A 15,804-nucleotide genomic window follows, 5' to 3' on the forward strand; every position below is an offset into this window, starting at 1 on the left:
TCGCTCGGATTTTTCGGATTCCACGGATTTTGTAGAAGTCACGAATTATTCAAACCGCACTCAATGAAAAGGCCACTCAACTGAGTGGCCTTTTTCATTGAGTAACCTAGATGAATCGTCCACAAAATCCGTGGAATCCGAAAAATCCGAGCCAATCCGTGGTCTATTCCTGCTTGCGGGCGCGGGCTACTTTCTTCTCTTCTTTTTCCGCCTTTTTTTCTTTGGTGGTTTTTACGGGTTCTTTCTTTTTCTCTTTGCGGGCATCCTGCGCTTTGGCCATGATTGAAAAGAAGTTTAGGTGAGGGAATGGGTTTCGGGGCTTTCAACGCACGGCCGGGCCGGCGTGTTGTAGTTGGGCGAAGGTAGAAACTTTACCGAAAATCCCCTACAAAATGGGCAAATACCGCTCGCGGATGATGTTGAGGTGGTGCCGCTCGTGGCCGGGCACGATGTAGAGCAACGCCCGCACCGTAGCGGGGCCGCCGTTAGCCGTGCCCCGCCGGTCCAGTTGCTCCTCGGTGAAGGAGTCGAATAAGGCTACGGTAGCAGCGCGGGTGGCATCGTACTCGGCCAGCAAGCTGGCAATAGAACGGGCGTTGGCCCCGCTGTACGTTACGTAGTCGTCCTGCTCGAAACCGGGCAGGTTCTGTCCATCATTGCGGGCGAAGCGCATGGCGCGGTAGGCAAATACCCGCTCAGAATCAATTTGATGCAGCAGCATTTCCTTCAGGTTCCACTTGCCGGGAGCGTAGGCTTTTTCGGCCTGCTCTTCGCTTAGGCCAGCAAAAACGGCGTGAATTTCGGCGGGTTGGGAGCGCAGCACCTCGCGCGGGTCGGCATCGGTTGGCACGAGGTTGATATAGCCGGCGGCATACGGCAGGAAGTCGCCATCGGCAGGGCGGGTCAGGGACATGGGAGTGGGAATTGAATGAGTAGCAAGGACTAATGCAGCCGGCAATGGTTGCCCAACGGCATTTTCGGAAGTCGGCAGCACCAGCGGGGTGACGGGCGGCGCGACTGGCGGGGCCGAAGGCGGCAAAATAGCGGGGGCCAGATGCGGGTCGAGTTGCAGGCGTACCACCGGCAGCGGGGCGGGGAGCGCAGCCGAACCTTCTGCCTTGCCAAATGCCCAAATCAGAAAATCAGACATCACCCGGCCCCAGGTATCGGGGTGGTGGTGGCCGCCTTCTACCTGCACGTAGCGCAGGGCATTTTGCGTATTTAAACCACAGGAAATCAATTCCTCAATTAAATCCAGACAGTCTTCGACAGAATCGATAACGCCATTTTCGTTGCGGTCGCCGCGCTCGTCGAGCGTGCCCACCTGCAACCAGAAACGGTGGCTGGGATGCAGGCTACCGGCCCGCACCAGCCCGTGCATGATGCGGTCGGCGGGCGTGTAGCCGGCCCCCACCGCCCGCTGCCGCCACCAGAACGAGCCCGAAAATACCCCGGCCCGCGCAAACGCCTCCGGGTGGTGCCACACCAAATCAAACGCCGACAGGCCGCCGAGCGAAAAGCCCGCCATCACCGCCTCAGCCGGGTTAGAAGAAGCCTGGTGATTCTCTTGCACAAAGGGCAATAGCTCCTCCAGCACGAACTGCGCATACGCCCCGGCCAAACTGCCCCGGCCGTTGAAATCGGGGTGGCCGGCCGTACCGTATTCCTGCACCCGCAGCTCGTTGGCGTGCATTCCTACTACTATAAAAGGCTGCACCGTTCCCCCGGCATACAGCACATCGAGCGTGGCTTGCAGGTGCAGCCGCTCAAAATCCTGCCCATCGTTGAGATATAACACTGGATAGGAGGCGGCCGTAGGCAGGCTCGCCGGGGGCAGCAGAATGCTTAGTTCCACCTCGCGCGCCAAAAAGCTGGACGGTAACACTTCCCGGCAAAGGCGGGTGCCAACGGATGATATTAAGGGGCTGGTGGGGTCTGCAAGCATCAAACAAAGTAACGCCGCCCGGTCGGAATGCGCTTCTTAATCAAAGAAAAACCGGATAAATGCAGCCGGTCCATGATTTCTTCACTAGTTTGCCGCACCGCTCCTCAAATATTTCTTCGCCACCCTTCCCCCCACCCCGTGCAGGAACAACATCGTCGCTTTTACTCGCACCACCTCGGCCAGGATATTGATATGCTGGTTTTTGGCACCTGGGGCTACCCGGTGGTCATCTTTCCCACGTCCGGCGGCCGCGAATACGAGGCCCGCGACTTCAAGCTCATCGAGGCGGCGCGCCCGCTCGTAGAAGCCGGCCGGGTCAAGCTTTACTGCATCGACAGCGTCGACCAGCATTCCTGGTACGCCAAGCACCTGGAGCCTCGCATCCGGGTGCAGAACCACGTTTTCTACGACCAGTTTCTGAGCGAGGAGCTCGTGCCAATGCTCCAGCAGGAGTGCCACGTTGATAAAATTGCGGTGGCGGGATGCAGCTTCGGCGGCTTCCACGCGCTCAATTTTGCCTTCCGCCACCCCGACCAGGTGGCACATTTATTTACGATGGGCGCGGCCTTCGACATTCGCCAGTTCGTAGACGGCTACCACGACGACAACGTGTATTTCAACAACCCGCCCGAATACCTGCCCGGCGCGTACAACGAGCATTTCCAGTGGATGAACATCATCTTGGGCACCGCCGAGCATGACTTCTGCAAAGAAGCCAATTTCCAGATGGCGCGCCTGCTCAGCGAAAAAGGCATTCACTATACGCTGGACGTGAAGCCATTCGGCAACCACGACTGGCCTGTATGGCGCGAGATGTTCCCCCAATACCTGGCCACCATCGGCTAAGCACCTCCGTTCGCTTCCCCAATTCTTCACCCCAGAAAACGAACCAAACACCCCAACCTATGAAAAAAATTGGCATCCTCTTCGGACAGGAAAATACCTTCCCGCAAGCCTTCGTCGACCGTGTAAACGAGAAAGCCGTGGACGGCATCACGGCTGAATTTGTTAAGATTGAGCAAGTTGAACAGGCTGTGCCCTGCGGCTACGATGTCATCATCGACCGGATTTCGCAGGACGTTCCATTTTACCGCGCCTACCTGAAAAATGCGGCCCTGACCGGCACCGCCGTTATCAACAACGCCTTCTGGTGGAGCGCCGACGAAAAGTTTTTCAACAACGCCCTGGCCGTACAGTTAGGCGTGCCGGTGCCCAAAACGCTGCTACTGCCCAGCAAGGCCCGCCCCGACGACACCACCGAAAACTCCTTCCGCAACCTGACCATGTTCAACTGGGAGCGGGCGTTCGAACGCATTGGCTTTCCGGCCTTTATGAAGCCCCACTCCGGTGGCGGCTGGAAGAGCGTGTATAAAGTAGACAACCCCGAAGAAGCCTGGCGCGCCTACGACGAAACCGGCCAGCTGGTGATGCTGTACCAGGAAGCCATTGAGTTCGACGACTACTTCCGCTGCTACTGCCTGGGCGGCAAGCACGTGCTCATCATGCCTTACGAGCCCCGCAACGCTCCCCACGAGCGTTACCAGACGACCATGAAAACCGAAGGTGAGGCTGGTCAGAAGCTGCTCGACACCATCAAGGACTACACCCTGCGCCTGTGCCAGGGCTTGGGCTACGACTTCAACACGGTAGAATTTGCCGTGCGCGGCGGGGTGCCCATCGCCATCGATTTCGGCAACCCTGCCCCCGATGCCGACGTGAATTCCGTTGGTGCTGAGAACTTTGAGTGGGTGGTAGAACATGCCGCGCTGCTGGCCATCGAGCGCGCTCAAGCCAACCAGGCAGGCAAAACCAACCTCACCTGGGGCAGCTTCGTGCAGGACTCAGTAGGTGCCGCACCCAAGAAATCCGCTGGCAAAGCCGATGTACAGGTAGGCAGCGCCGTGAGCGAAACCAACGACTTGGGTGCCACCGGTGCCCCCAAGGCCACCGCCAAAAAAGCCGCGCCCAAGAAAGCCACCAGCGCCCCCAAGCCCGAGCCGCCCACCGGCGAAGTACCTGTAGCCAAAGCTCCGGCCGCCAAAAAAGCTGCCGCACCCAAAGCGCCCGCCGCCAAAAAGCCAGTTGCTAAAAAGGCTTAATCGCCTGTCCACCAAATAGCCGCGCTCCACCCCATCGGGCGCGGCTATTCTTGCCTTTTTCTTCCTTTCTTCAGTCGCTCCGTTCATGGCCACGCCTACGTTTACCCTCGGCATCGAGGAAGAATTTCAGACCATTGACCCGGAAACCCGGGAGCTTCGCTCGCACCTCTCGCAAATCGTCGAAAACGGCAGAATCACGCTCCACGAGCAAGTGAAGGCCGAAATGCACGAGGCCGTGGTGGAGGTGGGCACCAATATTTGCCAGAACATCGGCGAGGCTCGTACGGAAGTACTGCACCTGCGCCGCCAGGTAATTGAGCTGGCTGACCGGCAGGGCCTGAAAATCGGGGCGGCTGGTACGCACCCATTCTCGCGCTGGCAGGACCAGCCCATCACGCCCGATGTGCGCTACGATAAAATCGTGGAAGAATTGCAGGAGGCCGCTCGTTCAAACCTCGTTTTCGGCATGCACGTCCACGTCGGCATCGAAAACCGGGAAATGGGCGTGTACATGATGAACACGCTGCGGTATTTCCTGCCGCACTTGTTCGCACTCAGCACTAACTCGCCGTTTTGGGAAGGCCGCGAAACTGGCTACAAATCATTCAGAACCAAAGTGTTCGAGCGATTTCCGCGCACTGGTATTCCCGGCTTTTTCCACAGCGCCAGCGACTACGATGAATTTATCGCGCTGCTGGTAAAAACCGGCTGCATCGACAACGGCAAAAAAATCTGGTGGGACGTGCGCCTGCACCCCTTCTTCGACACCATTGAGTACCGCATCTGCGACATGATGATGCGCGCCGATGAAACCATTGCCGTGGCCGCCATCATGCAGGCGCTGGTGGCCAAAATCTACAAGCTCAAGGCTCAGAACCTCAATTTTCGCATCTACCGTAGCGCTCTTATCAAGGAAAACAAGTGGCGTGCCGCCCGCTACGGCCTCGATGGCAACATGATTGATTTCGGCATTCAGGAGGAAGTGCCCACCCGCAAGCTCATCCTGGAGCTGCTCGATTTCATCGACGACGTGGTGGACGACCTCGGCAGCCGCCACGAAGTAGAATACGTGCTGAAAATGATGGAGATGGGCACCGGGGCCGACCGCCAGCTACAGGTTTTCCGCGAAACCGGCGACCTGACCAAGGTGGTCGACTACATTCTGGCCGAAACCACGTTCGGTCTGTAACTGAATTATCTTTGTTTTCGCAACGCCAGCCCCCCGGTTGGCGTTGTTTGTTTTTAAGCTCGGCTCTGGCTTGGCTTTTTTCTATTTTTTGGCTGCAACAGCCTATTTATTAAATACTCTATGAAAGCTATTCGCATTGCGATTCTGGATATGTATGATAATGCGCGCAATGAAGGAATGCGCTGCATCCGGCAGCTGCTGGCCCGTAGCGCGGAGGAAAACGGTGCCCGATTTCGCGTCGACACCTTTAATGTGCGAGCCGAAAACGAGTTGCCCGGCCTGGATTATGACATTTACGTTTCGAGCGGCGGCCCCGGTAGCCCCCTGCCCTCTGATGAGCTGTGGGAACCTCGGTACTTTCGGCTGATTGATGCAATACTTGCTCATAATCAGACAAATGAAAACAAGAAGCACCTGTTACTTATTTGCCATTCGTTTCAGTTAGTGAGCCGCCACTTGGGCGTGGGCACCATTAGCCGGCGCAAATCCACCTCGTTTGGCGTGCTGCCGGTGCATTTCACACCGGCCGGCGCGGCCGAGCCTACGCTGCGGGGCTTAGCCGACCCATTCTATGTGGTCGATTCGCGTGATTATCAATTGGCGGACCTCAATATGCCGCGCATTGAGGAGTTGGGAGCTAAAATTCTGTGTCTGGAAAAAGAGCGTCCCCACATACCCCTGGCCCGAGCCGTAATGGCCATACGCTTCTCGCCGGAAGTATTCGGCACGCAGTTTCACCCCGAAGCCGATGGCGAAGGTATGTTACGCTATATGCTCACCGACGAGCGCAAGCAACAGGTAATCACGACTTACGGTGAAGCCAAATACCACGAAATGGTGCGCCTACTGGCCGACCCCGACACGATTGAATACACCGAATCCATCATCCTGCCTACTTTTTTACGTCGCGCTTTAGCCCAGTTGGGCCAGCTCACGGCCGCTTAATTCCGGCCCGCATTCAGCCGCTCCTTTCCTTATGATTCCTGAGCACCGCCACCGCTACAACGCCGCTTTCACGCCCGAGAAATATCAGGAAATGCTGGCCGACATCGACCAGCAATTTCCCGGGCAATTAGACTTTCGGGTGGCCGAAACACCGGTATTTATCCCAGCTGATTTACGGGATAAATTAATTGCGGCCGGCGACTCAATTATCGATGTTATTCAGCAGGATAATTTCAAGGAATTAACCGAAGGAGCAATTCCCACGCATCAGCGCGTGCCCGGCAATGAAGGCCGGCCGGATTTTTTAACGTTTGATTTTGCCGTGTGCCGCAATGCTGCCGGCGAACTGGAACCGCAGCTGATTGAGATGCAGGGATTCCCCTCGCTCTACGCGTTTCAAGCTTGGCTACCAGGTATTTTTGGCCGGCATTTCCCTATTTCAGATTCCGTTTCCGCATTCCTAAATTCGCCGGATGCAATTGGTTACCGCGAAGAAATGAGGCGTTTTTTACTAGGCGGTGAAGCACCTGAAAACGTTATTCTGCTGGAAATTTATCCCGAGAAACAAAAGACTCGCATTGACTTTGTTTTAACGAAAGAATTCTGGGGAATCGAGGCTGTTTGTCTCACCAAAGTTCGCAAAAATGGCCGGCAGTTGTTCTACGAAAAAAACGGTCGCCAAATTCCAATTAAGCGTATTTATAACCGTGTTATTTTTGACGAATTAGAGCGCTACCCAAATTTGCCCGGTGAGTTTCACCTGACCGATGATGTGAACGTGATTTGGGTGGGTCACCCCAACTGGTTTTTTCGCGTCAGCAAGTACACGCTCCCGTTGCTCAGCGGGCCATTTGTACCGCCCAGCTACTATCTGCACGAGCTAAGTTCCTACCCTGCCGACCTGGAAAACTACGTGCTCAAGCCTCTGTTTTCCTTTGCCGGGGCCGGCGTGCGCCTGCACGTCACGGCCGCCGATTTGGACGCCATTGAGGACAAGGAACATTATCTGTTGCAGCGCAAAGTGCAGTACGAACCCGTAGTACAGTCCCCTGATGGCTTGGTTAAAAGCGAGATTCGCCTGCTTTACATCTGGCATCCTGACCAGGTACGTCCCATGCTCCTCTGCGGCCTGAGCCGCCTGAGCCGGGGCGAGATGATTGGGGTCGATTTCAACAAGAATAAAGATTGGGTGGGTGGCACCACGCCCCTGTTCGAACGCTAGGGCCGCTGGCCTTGGATGAAGCCGGCGTGAACAACGCGGGGCCGTTGCGCGTAAAGCCCGCCCAACACTCTCTCACTCGCATTGTTATGCCCATGTCTCCGCTGGCCGAAAAAGGCCTCAAAATTTCCAAAAACGCACTTTTCAACGTATTCATTGGCCGCGCTACCAAGCTTCTGGGCAAGCCGTTCAAAGTAGTTGCCGTCCTGAACGAAACGGCTGATAAACTGGCCAGTAAGGAAAGCAAGGACAACAAATTCAAGCAGCTGTTCGACGTGGCCCTTACGCTGGTACGGCTGGTGCGGGCCTTCATCAGCGGCCAGTACCGGGACATTTCTACCAGCACCGTTATTTCGGGCCTGGCGGTGTTGCTCTACGTGTTGTCGCCCATCGATTTGGTACCCGATTTTATTCCGGTAATTGGCTTCCTCGACGATTTGAGCCTGATTGGCTGGTTTGTGGGCAAATTCCAGGGCGAAATCCTCAAATTCCGGGAATGGGAGCAAACCGGTGCACGTGCCGCCGTTAGCAGCCCCGGCCCGGATGCTGCCGCCGAGCCTGCCCGTGGCGACCAGGCCCAGCCCAGTGTAGCCGAACTGGGGCATTCGTAAATTGCCTTTTAATGTTGGAGCCTCAGCCCCGGCTGGGGCTTTTTTCGTTATTCTGCCGACCAAACAACTGATTATTTGCCGCTGTTTGCCTTCGCCTGGCCAGATTCCAGTTTAGCCGGCTTGCTTCCAGCTACCGTTCCATTCCGCCCGTATGCCGACTTTCGTAGTTTCCCTGCGCCTGCCCGATGCCTTCAACGAGGAGTTTATCGCCGTTATTCCGCGCCACCGCGACTTTATCAACCGCCTGCTGAACGAAAAAATCGTGGAATCCTACGCCATCAGCAGCGACCGGAGCCGGGGCTGGGTCACCATGAACGGCGATGACGCCGCCGCAGTGCAGGCCCTCGTCGAACAATTTCCGCTCTATCGGTTCCTGCGTGGCGTGGAAATTGATGAGCTGTTCATTTTCGACAGCACGGCCTCGCGCTTTCCCCACATCAACCTCAATTAATGCTGCCTTTGCTCCCTGATTCTGGAGCAGTCGGTCGCTCATTTTGTCCTTTTATGCCTGCTTTTCCCGCTACATTTTCTACTACGCTACGTTTCGTTATTCCGGGAGGAATATTGGCTTTAATGGCCGCCACGGCCCCCGCTCCCCCGCCCCCCATCACCACGGAGCAACTCACGACGCGCATGAGCTCGGCCATCGAAGGCCTGAAATTCCTGCGCTGCACCGTGAAAGCCCAGGAGCGCATCGAAGGCAGTATCCATCAGGCACGTAGCATCATGAAGCTGACGTACAAGCCGCTACGCATTTACATCAAAAACCAGAAAGGCGTGGAAGTGCTCTGGCTGGCTGGCCAGAACGGCGGCGATGCCTGGGTGTACCCAGCGGCTTTCCCCTACGTTACCCTCAGCCTAGACCCCAATGGCAAGCTGATGCGCAGCGGCCAGCACCACACGGCGTTGCAGGCCGGTTTCGGCACCATTTCAGACCTGCTACGCTCCACCGGCCTGCGCCAGGATAATTCCTACAGCCGTTCGTTCCGCTACGTGGGCGATACCACCCTGCTGGGCCGCACCAATTACGTGCTCCGCTCCGACTACCCGCAGTACCGCTACGTGAGCTACAAAGCGGGCAAAAACGAAACCATCGGCACGGTTGCCGAGCGTTTTGGCTGCGGCGAATTCCGCATAATCGAGCGCAATGGTCTGACTATCGGCGACAAAATACCCGAAGGCAAAGTGCTGCAAGTGCCTAATTCTTACGGTCGCCGCACTATTCTCTGTGTCGACCCCAAGACCTACCTCCCCACCATGGTGCAGGTGAATGATGAAAAAGGCCTGTTTGAAAAATTTGAATTCCTGGATGTAATTCCTAACCAACCCATTCCGCTGGAGGAATTCACCAAGGATTACAAAGACTACAAACTCTAGACCATGGATTCGCTCGGATTTTTCGGATTCCACGGATTTTGTGGACGCAGAAAAAACAAAAAAGGCTTGCCAGTTGGCAAGCCTTTTTTACTCATTATGATATCAATTAGTAGATTGACATCCACAAAATCCGTGGAATCCGAAAAATCCGAGCGAATCCGTGGTCTAGCGGCGCATGGTTTTCTCAATGGTATCCCACATATCAGGCGTCAGCATTTCGAGCTTATTGAACTCGCCGGCCCCGTTCAGCCACTCACCGCCGTCAATGGTCACGACTTCGCCATTCACATAGGCCGAGAAATCAGATACCAAGTATGCGGCCAAGTTGGCCAGTTCCTGGTATTGGCCCACGCGCTTGAGCGGCACGCTGGCGGCGGGGTCGAGCTTACTAGCCAAGGGCTCGGGGAAAAGGCGGCTCCAAGCCCCTTCCGTCGGGAATGGGCCGGGGGCAATGGCGTTGGAGCGAATACCGTACTTGGCCCATTCCACTGCCAATGAGCGCGTCATGGCCAGTACGCCGGCCTTGGCCGTGGCCGAGGGCACCACGAAAGCCGAGCCAACGGAGGCATAGGTTGTCACGATATTGAGAATAGTGCCGGGCTTTTTATCGGCAATCCAACGCTTGCCCACGGCCAGCGTGCAGTTATAGGAACCGCGCAGCACGATGTCCACAATCACATCAAAAGCCTTGTGACTCAGGCGCTCGGTGGGGCTGATGAAATTGCCGGCTGCGTTGTTTAGCAGCACGTCAACGCCGCCAAATTCCTGGATGGTGCGCTCCAGCATGGCCTCCACTTCGTCGTACTTGCGCACGTCGCAGGCAATGGCCAGCACTTTGCCGCCGGTTTGCTGGCGAAGTTCGTCGGCGGTTTTTTCCAGCACGTCCAGCTTGCGACTGGTGATGGTGACATTGGCCCCCAGCTGGAGGAAATAGGTGGTCATGGCCCGGCCCAGGCCGGTGCCGCCGCCAGTTACGATGATGGTTTTGCCAGCCAGGGCGTTATCGCGCAGCATGGGCTGGGTGTAGGGTGCGTTCATTCGAAAAAAAGTCGGTGAGGGTGGGAATAGCGGGGTGGTCCGCCGCCCGAAGGTACAAGCCTGCTGGTGCGAATGTTAGCTCAACGCGGCTCAGAAGCCAGATTATTTATTTTCAATGCCGAATATAGTGTTTCATATTTTTTTCTCACCTTCGCAGCTTGAAGGCATTAATAGGTACTGACATTGCATGACTAGTTCCATTTCCGGGGGCTCCACGAGCCCGACTTCGGGAGCGGGGCTCCCTACCGTATTAGTGCTGGGCTGTGGCTGGCTGGGCATGGCCCTGGCCCGGCAGCTCGCGGCTTCGGGCCACCCCGTGCTGGGCACCACCACCACCCCCGAAAACCTGCCTCTGATGGCTGCGGCTGGCATTAAAGGCCACTTGCTGCGGCTAGGTTCTGATTTTGGCGCGCCGGCCGAAGCTCTCCTGCACCGCCTGCTCAGCGCTGCCGACGTGCTCGTGCTGAACGTGCCGCCTCGCGCCGCCGCCGCCGGGGCCTACCCCACCTTGCTACGCCCCATCCACCGGGCCGTGGCCGCTGCTGGCACCCCGCACGTACTATTCGTGAGCTCGACCAGCGTGTATCCGAACGAGCCGCGCCTCATGCGCGAAACCGACGCCATCAGCACCCGCGATGCGGCCTCGGACGTACTGCGGGCAGAGGGCCATTTCGTGCCACGCTACGGCCAATGGAAAAGCACCGTGGTGCGCCTGGGCGGCCTCATTGGCCCGGAGCGGGCCCCCGGCCGCTTCCTGGCGGGCCGCCAGGGCCTCGACCAAGGCAATGCCCCCGTAAACCTTGTGCACCTGACCGATGTGGTGGGCGTGTTGTCCTGCATCATCGAGCGCGGAGCCTGGGGCCACACTCTGAACGTGTGCGCCGACCAGCACCCACGCCGCCGCGATTTCTACCCCGCCGCCGCCCAATACCTCAATCTGACCGCACCCACTTTTAAAGACGAGCAGGGCGTGAGCGGCAAAACCATTGACAGTAGTCTGGTACGCAGCATTGTGCCTTATCAGTTCAAGCACGACGACGTGCTGGCTTCACTGGCCTACTGCTAAGGCGCTGCTTGTAGCATATGCTTTAGCTTGTGCCCAGTAGAATGCCAGCCGAGCACAAGCTAAAGCATGTGCTACAAGCCAGCCGTACCTTTGCCCCGTGAAATCTGCTGTAGCTCCCCCCCTCGTGGCCGTTCTTGGCGGCGGGGCGGCCGGCTTTTTTGGTGCCATTGCCTGCGCCGAAGCCAACCCCAACATCTCCGTCATTTTACTGGAAAAAACCGGCAAATTGCTGGCAAAAGTGCGCGTTTCGGGTGGCGGCCGCTGCAACGTGACCCATGCCTGCGACACCCCCGCCCAGTTAGTGGCCCACTACCCGCGCGGCAGCAAGCAGCTCAAAGCTGTCTTTCAGCAATTCGGCGTGGCCGAAACCATTGCCTGGTTTGCCAAGCGCGGCGTGGCGCTGAAAACGGAGGCCGACGGCCGCATGTTTCCCACCACCGATTCGAGCGAAACTATTGCCCAGGCGCTGGAAGAAGCTGCCCGGCGGGCCGGTGTCCGCATCGTCACCAATGCCAGTGTTGATGAAATCAAGCCCTTGCCCGAAGGTGGCTTTAACCTGAAAATTACTGGCTCAGGCAGCACGCAACTGGGCGCATCGTTGCTGGTTTCGCAGTTGCTCATCGCCACCGGCGGCAACCCCAAATCGGCCAACTATGACTGGCTGCGCGCCCTCGGCCACCACATCGCCGAGCCAGTGCCTTCCCTCTTCACCTTCAACGTACCCAATTCGCCCTTAAGCGAGCTCATGGGCGTGAGCGTGCCTCAGGCCCGCGTGGTGCTGGCCGGCGAAAAGCTGCAATACGAAGGCCCGCTACTCGTCACGCACTGGGGCGTGAGCGGCCCGGCCGTGCTCAAACTCTCGGCCTGGGGCGCCCGCCGCCTCAGCGAGCTGGGTTACATAGGCACTGCGCTTATCAATTGGATACCAGCCTTTACCGAAGAAACCCTGCGCCCCTGGCTGCAACAATTCCGGCAGGAAAACGGCAAGAAAACGGTAGTAAGCAACCCGCAATTCGGCCTGCCGCAGCGCCTCTGGCGCAACCTGGCCGAGCAAGCCGGCATCGCCGCCGAAACCCGCTGGAGCGACCTACCCGCCAAAGCACAGAACCGCCTGCTCGAATTATTACTCCGAATGCCGCTGGCCGTGCGCGGCAAAACCACTTACAAAGAGGAATTCGTGACCTGCGGCGGCATCATCCTCGACGAAGTCGACCTCAAAAACATGCAGAGCCGGCGCGTACCCGGCCTGTATTTCGCCGGCGAGGTGCTAGATATCGACGGCATCACCGGCGGTTTCAACTTCCAGGCCGCCTGGACCACCGGCTTTCTGGCCGGGCGGGCGATGGCCGTACCATTGGCATCGGCAGTGTAACCTTCCGCGCGGCTCAGCAGTAAACGAGGCATAATATTTCACCTCAAAATACTCTTTCCTCATGGAAGCCAAAGCCACCCAAGCCCTGCTCAACGAATTGGTTGAAACCCTCAAAGACGGCCAGAAAGGCTACGCCGAAGCCATGGTTGACGTGCAAGACGCCGACCTAAAGGACACGTTCAAGCATTTCGCCGCCCAGCGCTCAAGCTACCTCAATGAAATCGAGGACCAGATGTTCAAGCTGGACCTCAAGCCCGACACCAACGAAGGTGCCAGCGGCTCCATCACCGGTGCCGTGCATCGCGCCTGGATTGACCTGAAATCGGCCGTAACCGGCAAAGACCGTCACAGCATCCTCGCCGAGTGCGAGCGCGGCGAAGACTACGCCAAGAAAGCCTACCAAACCGCACTGAAAGCCGAAGGCCTCCCCGCTGCGCTGAAATCGGTAATCGAAAAGCAGTACCAGGGCGTGGTTGAAGGCCACGACAAAATCAAAGCCCTGCGCGATTCGTCGAAGTAGAAACCGTAGATTATTACGGATTCGACGGATTCAGACAACCTGTTTCGAACGTTTCTAATAATCTTGATAAATCAAAAAAGGCCCCCTCGATTAATCGAGGGGGCCTTTTTTATAGCACTAACTTCAATAAATAGCTTTGCTAATTATCACCAACAAACAATAAATATATAATCAACAATTAACTGGACTGATGGAGATGAATATCGGCCGGGTTATAATAACCCGACCGAATCCGTTCTTATCCGTCAAATCCGTTAAAATCTGCGGTCCTTATTCGTCGAAGCTCTCGTTGCGGGGAGCACGGGGCGCAGGGCGCGTGTCGTACTCGCGGGGCGTGCCGTAGCTCGGCTTGTTGCCGTAGCTGGGCTTGTCGCCATAGCTCGGACGGTTACCGTAGCCCGACTTGCCAGTGCCGCCTTCGCGGTTGCCGTAAGCTGGCTTGTTGCCATAGCCGCTGCCACCGTCGCGGTTGCCTTTGTAGCCACCGCCGTAGCCGCTGCCACCCTCACGACGCTCGCCGCCGCCAAAGCTGCCACCACTGCGGTTGCCGCCTTTGTAGCCGCCGCCGTAGCTGCTGCCGCCTTCACGACGCTCGCCGCCGTTGAAGGGACGACGCTCACGGTCGCCGCCGAAGCCGCCGGGACCACCACCGCCCATGCGGTTGAAGCCTTCTTCTTTAGCTGCGCCTTCCTGCACGGGAGTGGCGATGCTGAAGCTAACCGGAGTGCCCTGGATGCTGGTGCGGCCCAGTTTGCTCACAATCTCATCGGCGTATTCCGACGGTACTTCCACAAAGCTAAACTTGTCGTAGAGGGCGATATCGCCCACTTTGGCACCGGTCAGGTTGCTCGATTCCGAAATCAGGTCCACGATGTCGCGGGGATGAATCCGGTCTTTCTTGCCCATGGTCACGAACAGACGGGTGAAACCGGCGCGCGCTTGGCCGGCGGCCTTGCTGGCGTCGAGGCTCTGCTGAGCACTCTTGTCCTCTTTCATGGTCATTTTCAGCAGCGCAGCGGCGATGTCGAGCGAGGTCATTTCCTCACCCTGGTCGAGCAGGCGCTGCACGCGACCCACGTATTTCTCCAGGTTGCCCTTCTCCACGATTTCCTTAATCTGGTTCAGGAACAGCGTGGTTTTCACCTCCGATACATCGGCGAACGACGGCACCTGCTCCAGTTTAATCTGGGCCTTGGTGAAGCGCATGATGTCGCGCAGCTTATAAATGTCGCGGCCGCTCACAAACGTGAAGGCTTTGCCACTCTTGCCAGCGCGGCCCGTGCGGCCGATGCGGTGTACGTAATATTCTTCGTCGGCCGGCAGGTCGTAGTTTACTACGGCTTCCACGTTGTCCACGTCGATACCGCGGGCAGCTACGTCGGTAGCAACAAGCACTTCGATGGTCGACTTGCGGAATTTATCCAGCGTGTTCTGGCGCTGCTGCTGGCCCATGTCGCCGTGCAGGCCCTCGGCGAAATAGCCTTTGGCTTGCAGGTCGGCCACAATTTCGTCCACCATACGCTTGGTGTTGGCGAAAACGATGGTCGACTTCAGGTTGAACATATCGAGCAAGCGGCTCAGCACGTCCTTTTTCTGGGGGCCGCGCACCTCGTAGTAGCTCTGCTCGATGTTGGTCACCGTCATCGTCTGGTGGTTCACCTTCACTACCTGCGGGTCGCGCTGGTATTTCTTGGTGAGCTCCATGATGGGCTTGCTCATCGTGGCCGAGAAGAACACCGTCTGGCGCTCCTTCGGCATCTTGCTCAGGATGAACTCGATGTCGTCGCGGAATCCCATATCGAGCATTTCGTCGGCTTCATCCAGAATAATTTTGGTGGTGTTTTCCAGCTTCAGGGTGCCACGCTCGATGTGGTCCATAATGCGGCCGGGCGTGCCGATAACAATCTGCACACCACGCTCCAGGGCGCGGAGCTGACGGTCGTAAGGGCTGCCGCCGTAGATGGGAACTACCATCAGGCCACGCTTATACTTGCCCAGTTTCTGGATTTCGCCCGAAACCTGCACCGCGAGTTCGCGGGTGGGGCAGAGCACCAATACCTGCACGTCCTTGCTCTCGGTATCGATGTTATCGATGGCGGGAATGGAGAAGGCAGCGGTTTTGCCGGTACCCGTCTGGGCCTGGCCGATAACGTCTTTGCCGGCGAGCAGCACGGGAATAGCAGCAGCCTGAATGGCCGAGGCTTCCTCGTAGCCCATCTCGGTGATGGCGCGTTGTACTTCCTCGGAGAGGTTCAGTTCGTCAAAGCGAACCACAATTTTTTCAGCTTCCATGATTGGAGTTGATAAGGGGGAAAAGAGACATAGCTCTGAAAACAGCCGTACTCAGCGACGTTTCCCCTCCTTCTACCTTGTCACAATCAGGCGGGAAAAAACAACCAAAAAACTACGCGGCCAATGCGTTA

13 protein-coding genes and 1 pseudogene are annotated in these 15,804 nt (G+C 57.3%); 11 read left to right on the forward strand and 3 right to left on the reverse strand.

All coding sequences use genetic code 11. The annotated features are described in order from the left end of the window. Positions 1 to 385: 385 nt before the first annotated feature. A complete protein-coding gene (locus tag AAFH49_RS04710; RefSeq protein ID WP_342296348.1) occupies positions 386 to 1,945 on the reverse strand; it encodes an alpha/beta hydrolase-fold protein in 1,560 nt (519 codons plus the stop codon). 138 nt (positions 1,946 to 2,083) lie between these two features. Between AAFH49_RS04710 and AAFH49_RS04715 the strand changes: the two genes are divergently transcribed. The 8 genes and pseudogenes from AAFH49_RS04715 to AAFH49_RS04750 all read left to right on the forward strand — a co-directional run bounded on the left by AAFH49_RS04715 (position 2,084) and on the right by AAFH49_RS04750 (position 9,385). After that, positions 2,084 to 2,791 carry an esterase family protein gene (locus tag AAFH49_RS04715; RefSeq protein WP_342296349.1) on the forward strand — a complete coding sequence of 236 codons (708 nt, stop codon included), beginning with the start codon at positions 2,084 to 2,086 and terminating at the stop codon, positions 2,789 to 2,791. A 59-nt stretch (positions 2,792 to 2,850) separates the two neighbouring features. Beyond that, the gene (locus tag AAFH49_RS04720; RefSeq protein ID WP_342296350.1) at positions 2,851 to 4,044 is read left to right on the forward strand and encodes an ATP-grasp domain-containing protein; all 1,194 of its coding nucleotides are present in this window, start codon (positions 2,851 to 2,853) and stop codon (positions 4,042 to 4,044) included. An 85-nt stretch (positions 4,045 to 4,129) separates the two neighbouring features. Continuing rightward, entirely contained in the window at positions 4,130 to 5,233 is a 1,104-nt protein-coding gene (locus tag AAFH49_RS04725; RefSeq protein WP_342296351.1) for a carboxylate-amine ligase, read from the forward strand. A 120-nt stretch (positions 5,234 to 5,353) separates the two neighbouring features. Next, positions 5,354 to 6,178 (forward strand): type 1 glutamine amidotransferase, encoded by an 825-nt coding sequence (locus AAFH49_RS04730; protein ID WP_342296352.1) that lies wholly within the window; start codon positions 5,354 to 5,356, stop codon positions 6,176 to 6,178. 31 nt (positions 6,179 to 6,209) lie between these two features. Next, positions 6,210 to 7,400, forward strand: a complete 1,191-nt coding sequence (locus AAFH49_RS04735; RefSeq protein WP_342296353.1) for a hypothetical protein — start codon at positions 6,210 to 6,212, stop codon at positions 7,398 to 7,400. 323 nt (positions 7,401 to 7,723) lie between these two features. Further along, a pseudogene (locus tag AAFH49_RS04740) lies at positions 7,724 to 7,846 on the forward strand (YkvA family protein); the annotation flags it as partial. A 313-nt stretch (positions 7,847 to 8,159) separates the two neighbouring features. Next, on the forward strand, positions 8,160 to 8,459 hold the full coding sequence (locus AAFH49_RS04745; protein ID WP_342296354.1) for a YciI family protein: 300 nt from the start codon (positions 8,160 to 8,162) through the stop codon (positions 8,457 to 8,459). A 53-nt stretch (positions 8,460 to 8,512) separates the two neighbouring features. Beyond that, positions 8,513 to 9,385, forward strand: coding sequence for a DUF1571 domain-containing protein (locus AAFH49_RS04750; protein ID WP_342296355.1), 873 nt, complete (start codon positions 8,513 to 8,515; stop codon positions 9,383 to 9,385). 165 nt (positions 9,386 to 9,550) lie between these two features. On the opposite strand, the gene AAFH49_RS04755 is transcribed toward AAFH49_RS04750, so the two are convergent. Beyond that, the gene (locus AAFH49_RS04755) at positions 9,551 to 10,423 is read right to left on the reverse strand and encodes an SDR family oxidoreductase (RefSeq protein WP_342296356.1); all 873 of its coding nucleotides are present in this window, start codon (positions 10,421 to 10,423) and stop codon (positions 9,551 to 9,553) included. Between the two features lie 187 nt (positions 10,424 to 10,610). Between AAFH49_RS04755 and AAFH49_RS04760 the strand changes: the two genes are divergently transcribed. The 3 genes from AAFH49_RS04760 (at position 10,611) to AAFH49_RS04770 (ending at position 13,381) form a co-directional block, all read left to right on the forward strand. Then, positions 10,611 to 11,489, forward strand: a complete 879-nt coding sequence (locus AAFH49_RS04760) for a Rossmann-fold NAD(P)-binding domain-containing protein (protein WP_342296357.1) — start codon at positions 10,611 to 10,613, stop codon at positions 11,487 to 11,489. Positions 11,490 to 11,586: 97 nt separating this feature from the next. After that, entirely contained in the window at positions 11,587 to 12,861 is a 1,275-nt protein-coding gene (locus AAFH49_RS04765) for a BaiN/RdsA family NAD(P)/FAD-dependent oxidoreductase (RefSeq protein ID WP_342296358.1), read from the forward strand. A gap of 61 nt (positions 12,862 to 12,922) precedes the next feature. After that, on the forward strand, positions 12,923 to 13,381 hold the full coding sequence (locus AAFH49_RS04770; RefSeq protein ID WP_342296359.1) for a PA2169 family four-helix-bundle protein: 459 nt from the start codon (positions 12,923 to 12,925) through the stop codon (positions 13,379 to 13,381). A 270-nt stretch (positions 13,382 to 13,651) separates the two neighbouring features. On the opposite strand, the gene AAFH49_RS04775 is transcribed toward AAFH49_RS04770, so the two are convergent. After that, complete coding sequence (locus AAFH49_RS04775; protein ID WP_342296360.1) at positions 13,652 to 15,673, reverse strand: DEAD/DEAH box helicase; 2,022 nt, start codon at positions 15,671 to 15,673, stop codon at positions 13,652 to 13,654. Positions 15,674 to 15,804: the final 131 nt, after the last annotated feature.

Origin of the sequence: Hymenobacter segetis, from assembly GCF_038448715.1 — a bacterium.
GTDB lineage: Bacteria > Bacteroidota > Bacteroidia > Cytophagales > Hymenobacteraceae > Hymenobacter > Hymenobacter segetis.

Bases quoted from the DNA above. Each gene is read 5' to 3' on its own strand.
- AAFH49_RS04710 (WP_342296348.1), bottom strand. From the start codon at position 1,945: ATGCTTGCAGACCCCACCAGCCCCTTAATATCATCCGTTGGCACCCGC.
- AAFH49_RS04720 (WP_342296350.1), top strand. From the start codon at position 2,851: ATGAAAAAAATTGGCATCCTCTTCGGACAGGAAAATACCTTCCCGCAA.
- AAFH49_RS04725 (WP_342296351.1), top strand. From the start codon at position 4,130: ATGGCCACGCCTACGTTTACCCTCGGCATCGAGGAAGAATTTCAGACC.
- AAFH49_RS04730 (WP_342296352.1), top strand. From the start codon at position 5,354: ATGAAAGCTATTCGCATTGCGATTCTGGATATGTATGATAATGCGCGC.
- AAFH49_RS04735 (WP_342296353.1), top strand. From the start codon at position 6,210: ATGATTCCTGAGCACCGCCACCGCTACAACGCCGCTTTCACGCCCGAG.
- AAFH49_RS04745 (WP_342296354.1), top strand. From the start codon at position 8,160: ATGCCGACTTTCGTAGTTTCCCTGCGCCTGCCCGATGCCTTCAACGAG.
- AAFH49_RS04750 (WP_342296355.1), top strand. From the start codon at position 8,513: ATGCCTGCTTTTCCCGCTACATTTTCTACTACGCTACGTTTCGTTATT.
- AAFH49_RS04755 (WP_342296356.1), bottom strand. From the start codon at position 10,423: ATGAACGCACCCTACACCCAGCCCATGCTGCGCGATAACGCCCTGGCT.
- AAFH49_RS04760 (WP_342296357.1), top strand. From the start codon at position 10,611: ATGACTAGTTCCATTTCCGGGGGCTCCACGAGCCCGACTTCGGGAGCG.
- AAFH49_RS04770 (WP_342296359.1), top strand. From the start codon at position 12,923: ATGGAAGCCAAAGCCACCCAAGCCCTGCTCAACGAATTGGTTGAAACC.
- AAFH49_RS04775 (WP_342296360.1), bottom strand. From the start codon at position 15,673: ATGGAAGCTGAAAAAATTGTGGTTCGCTTTGACGAACTGAACCTCTCC.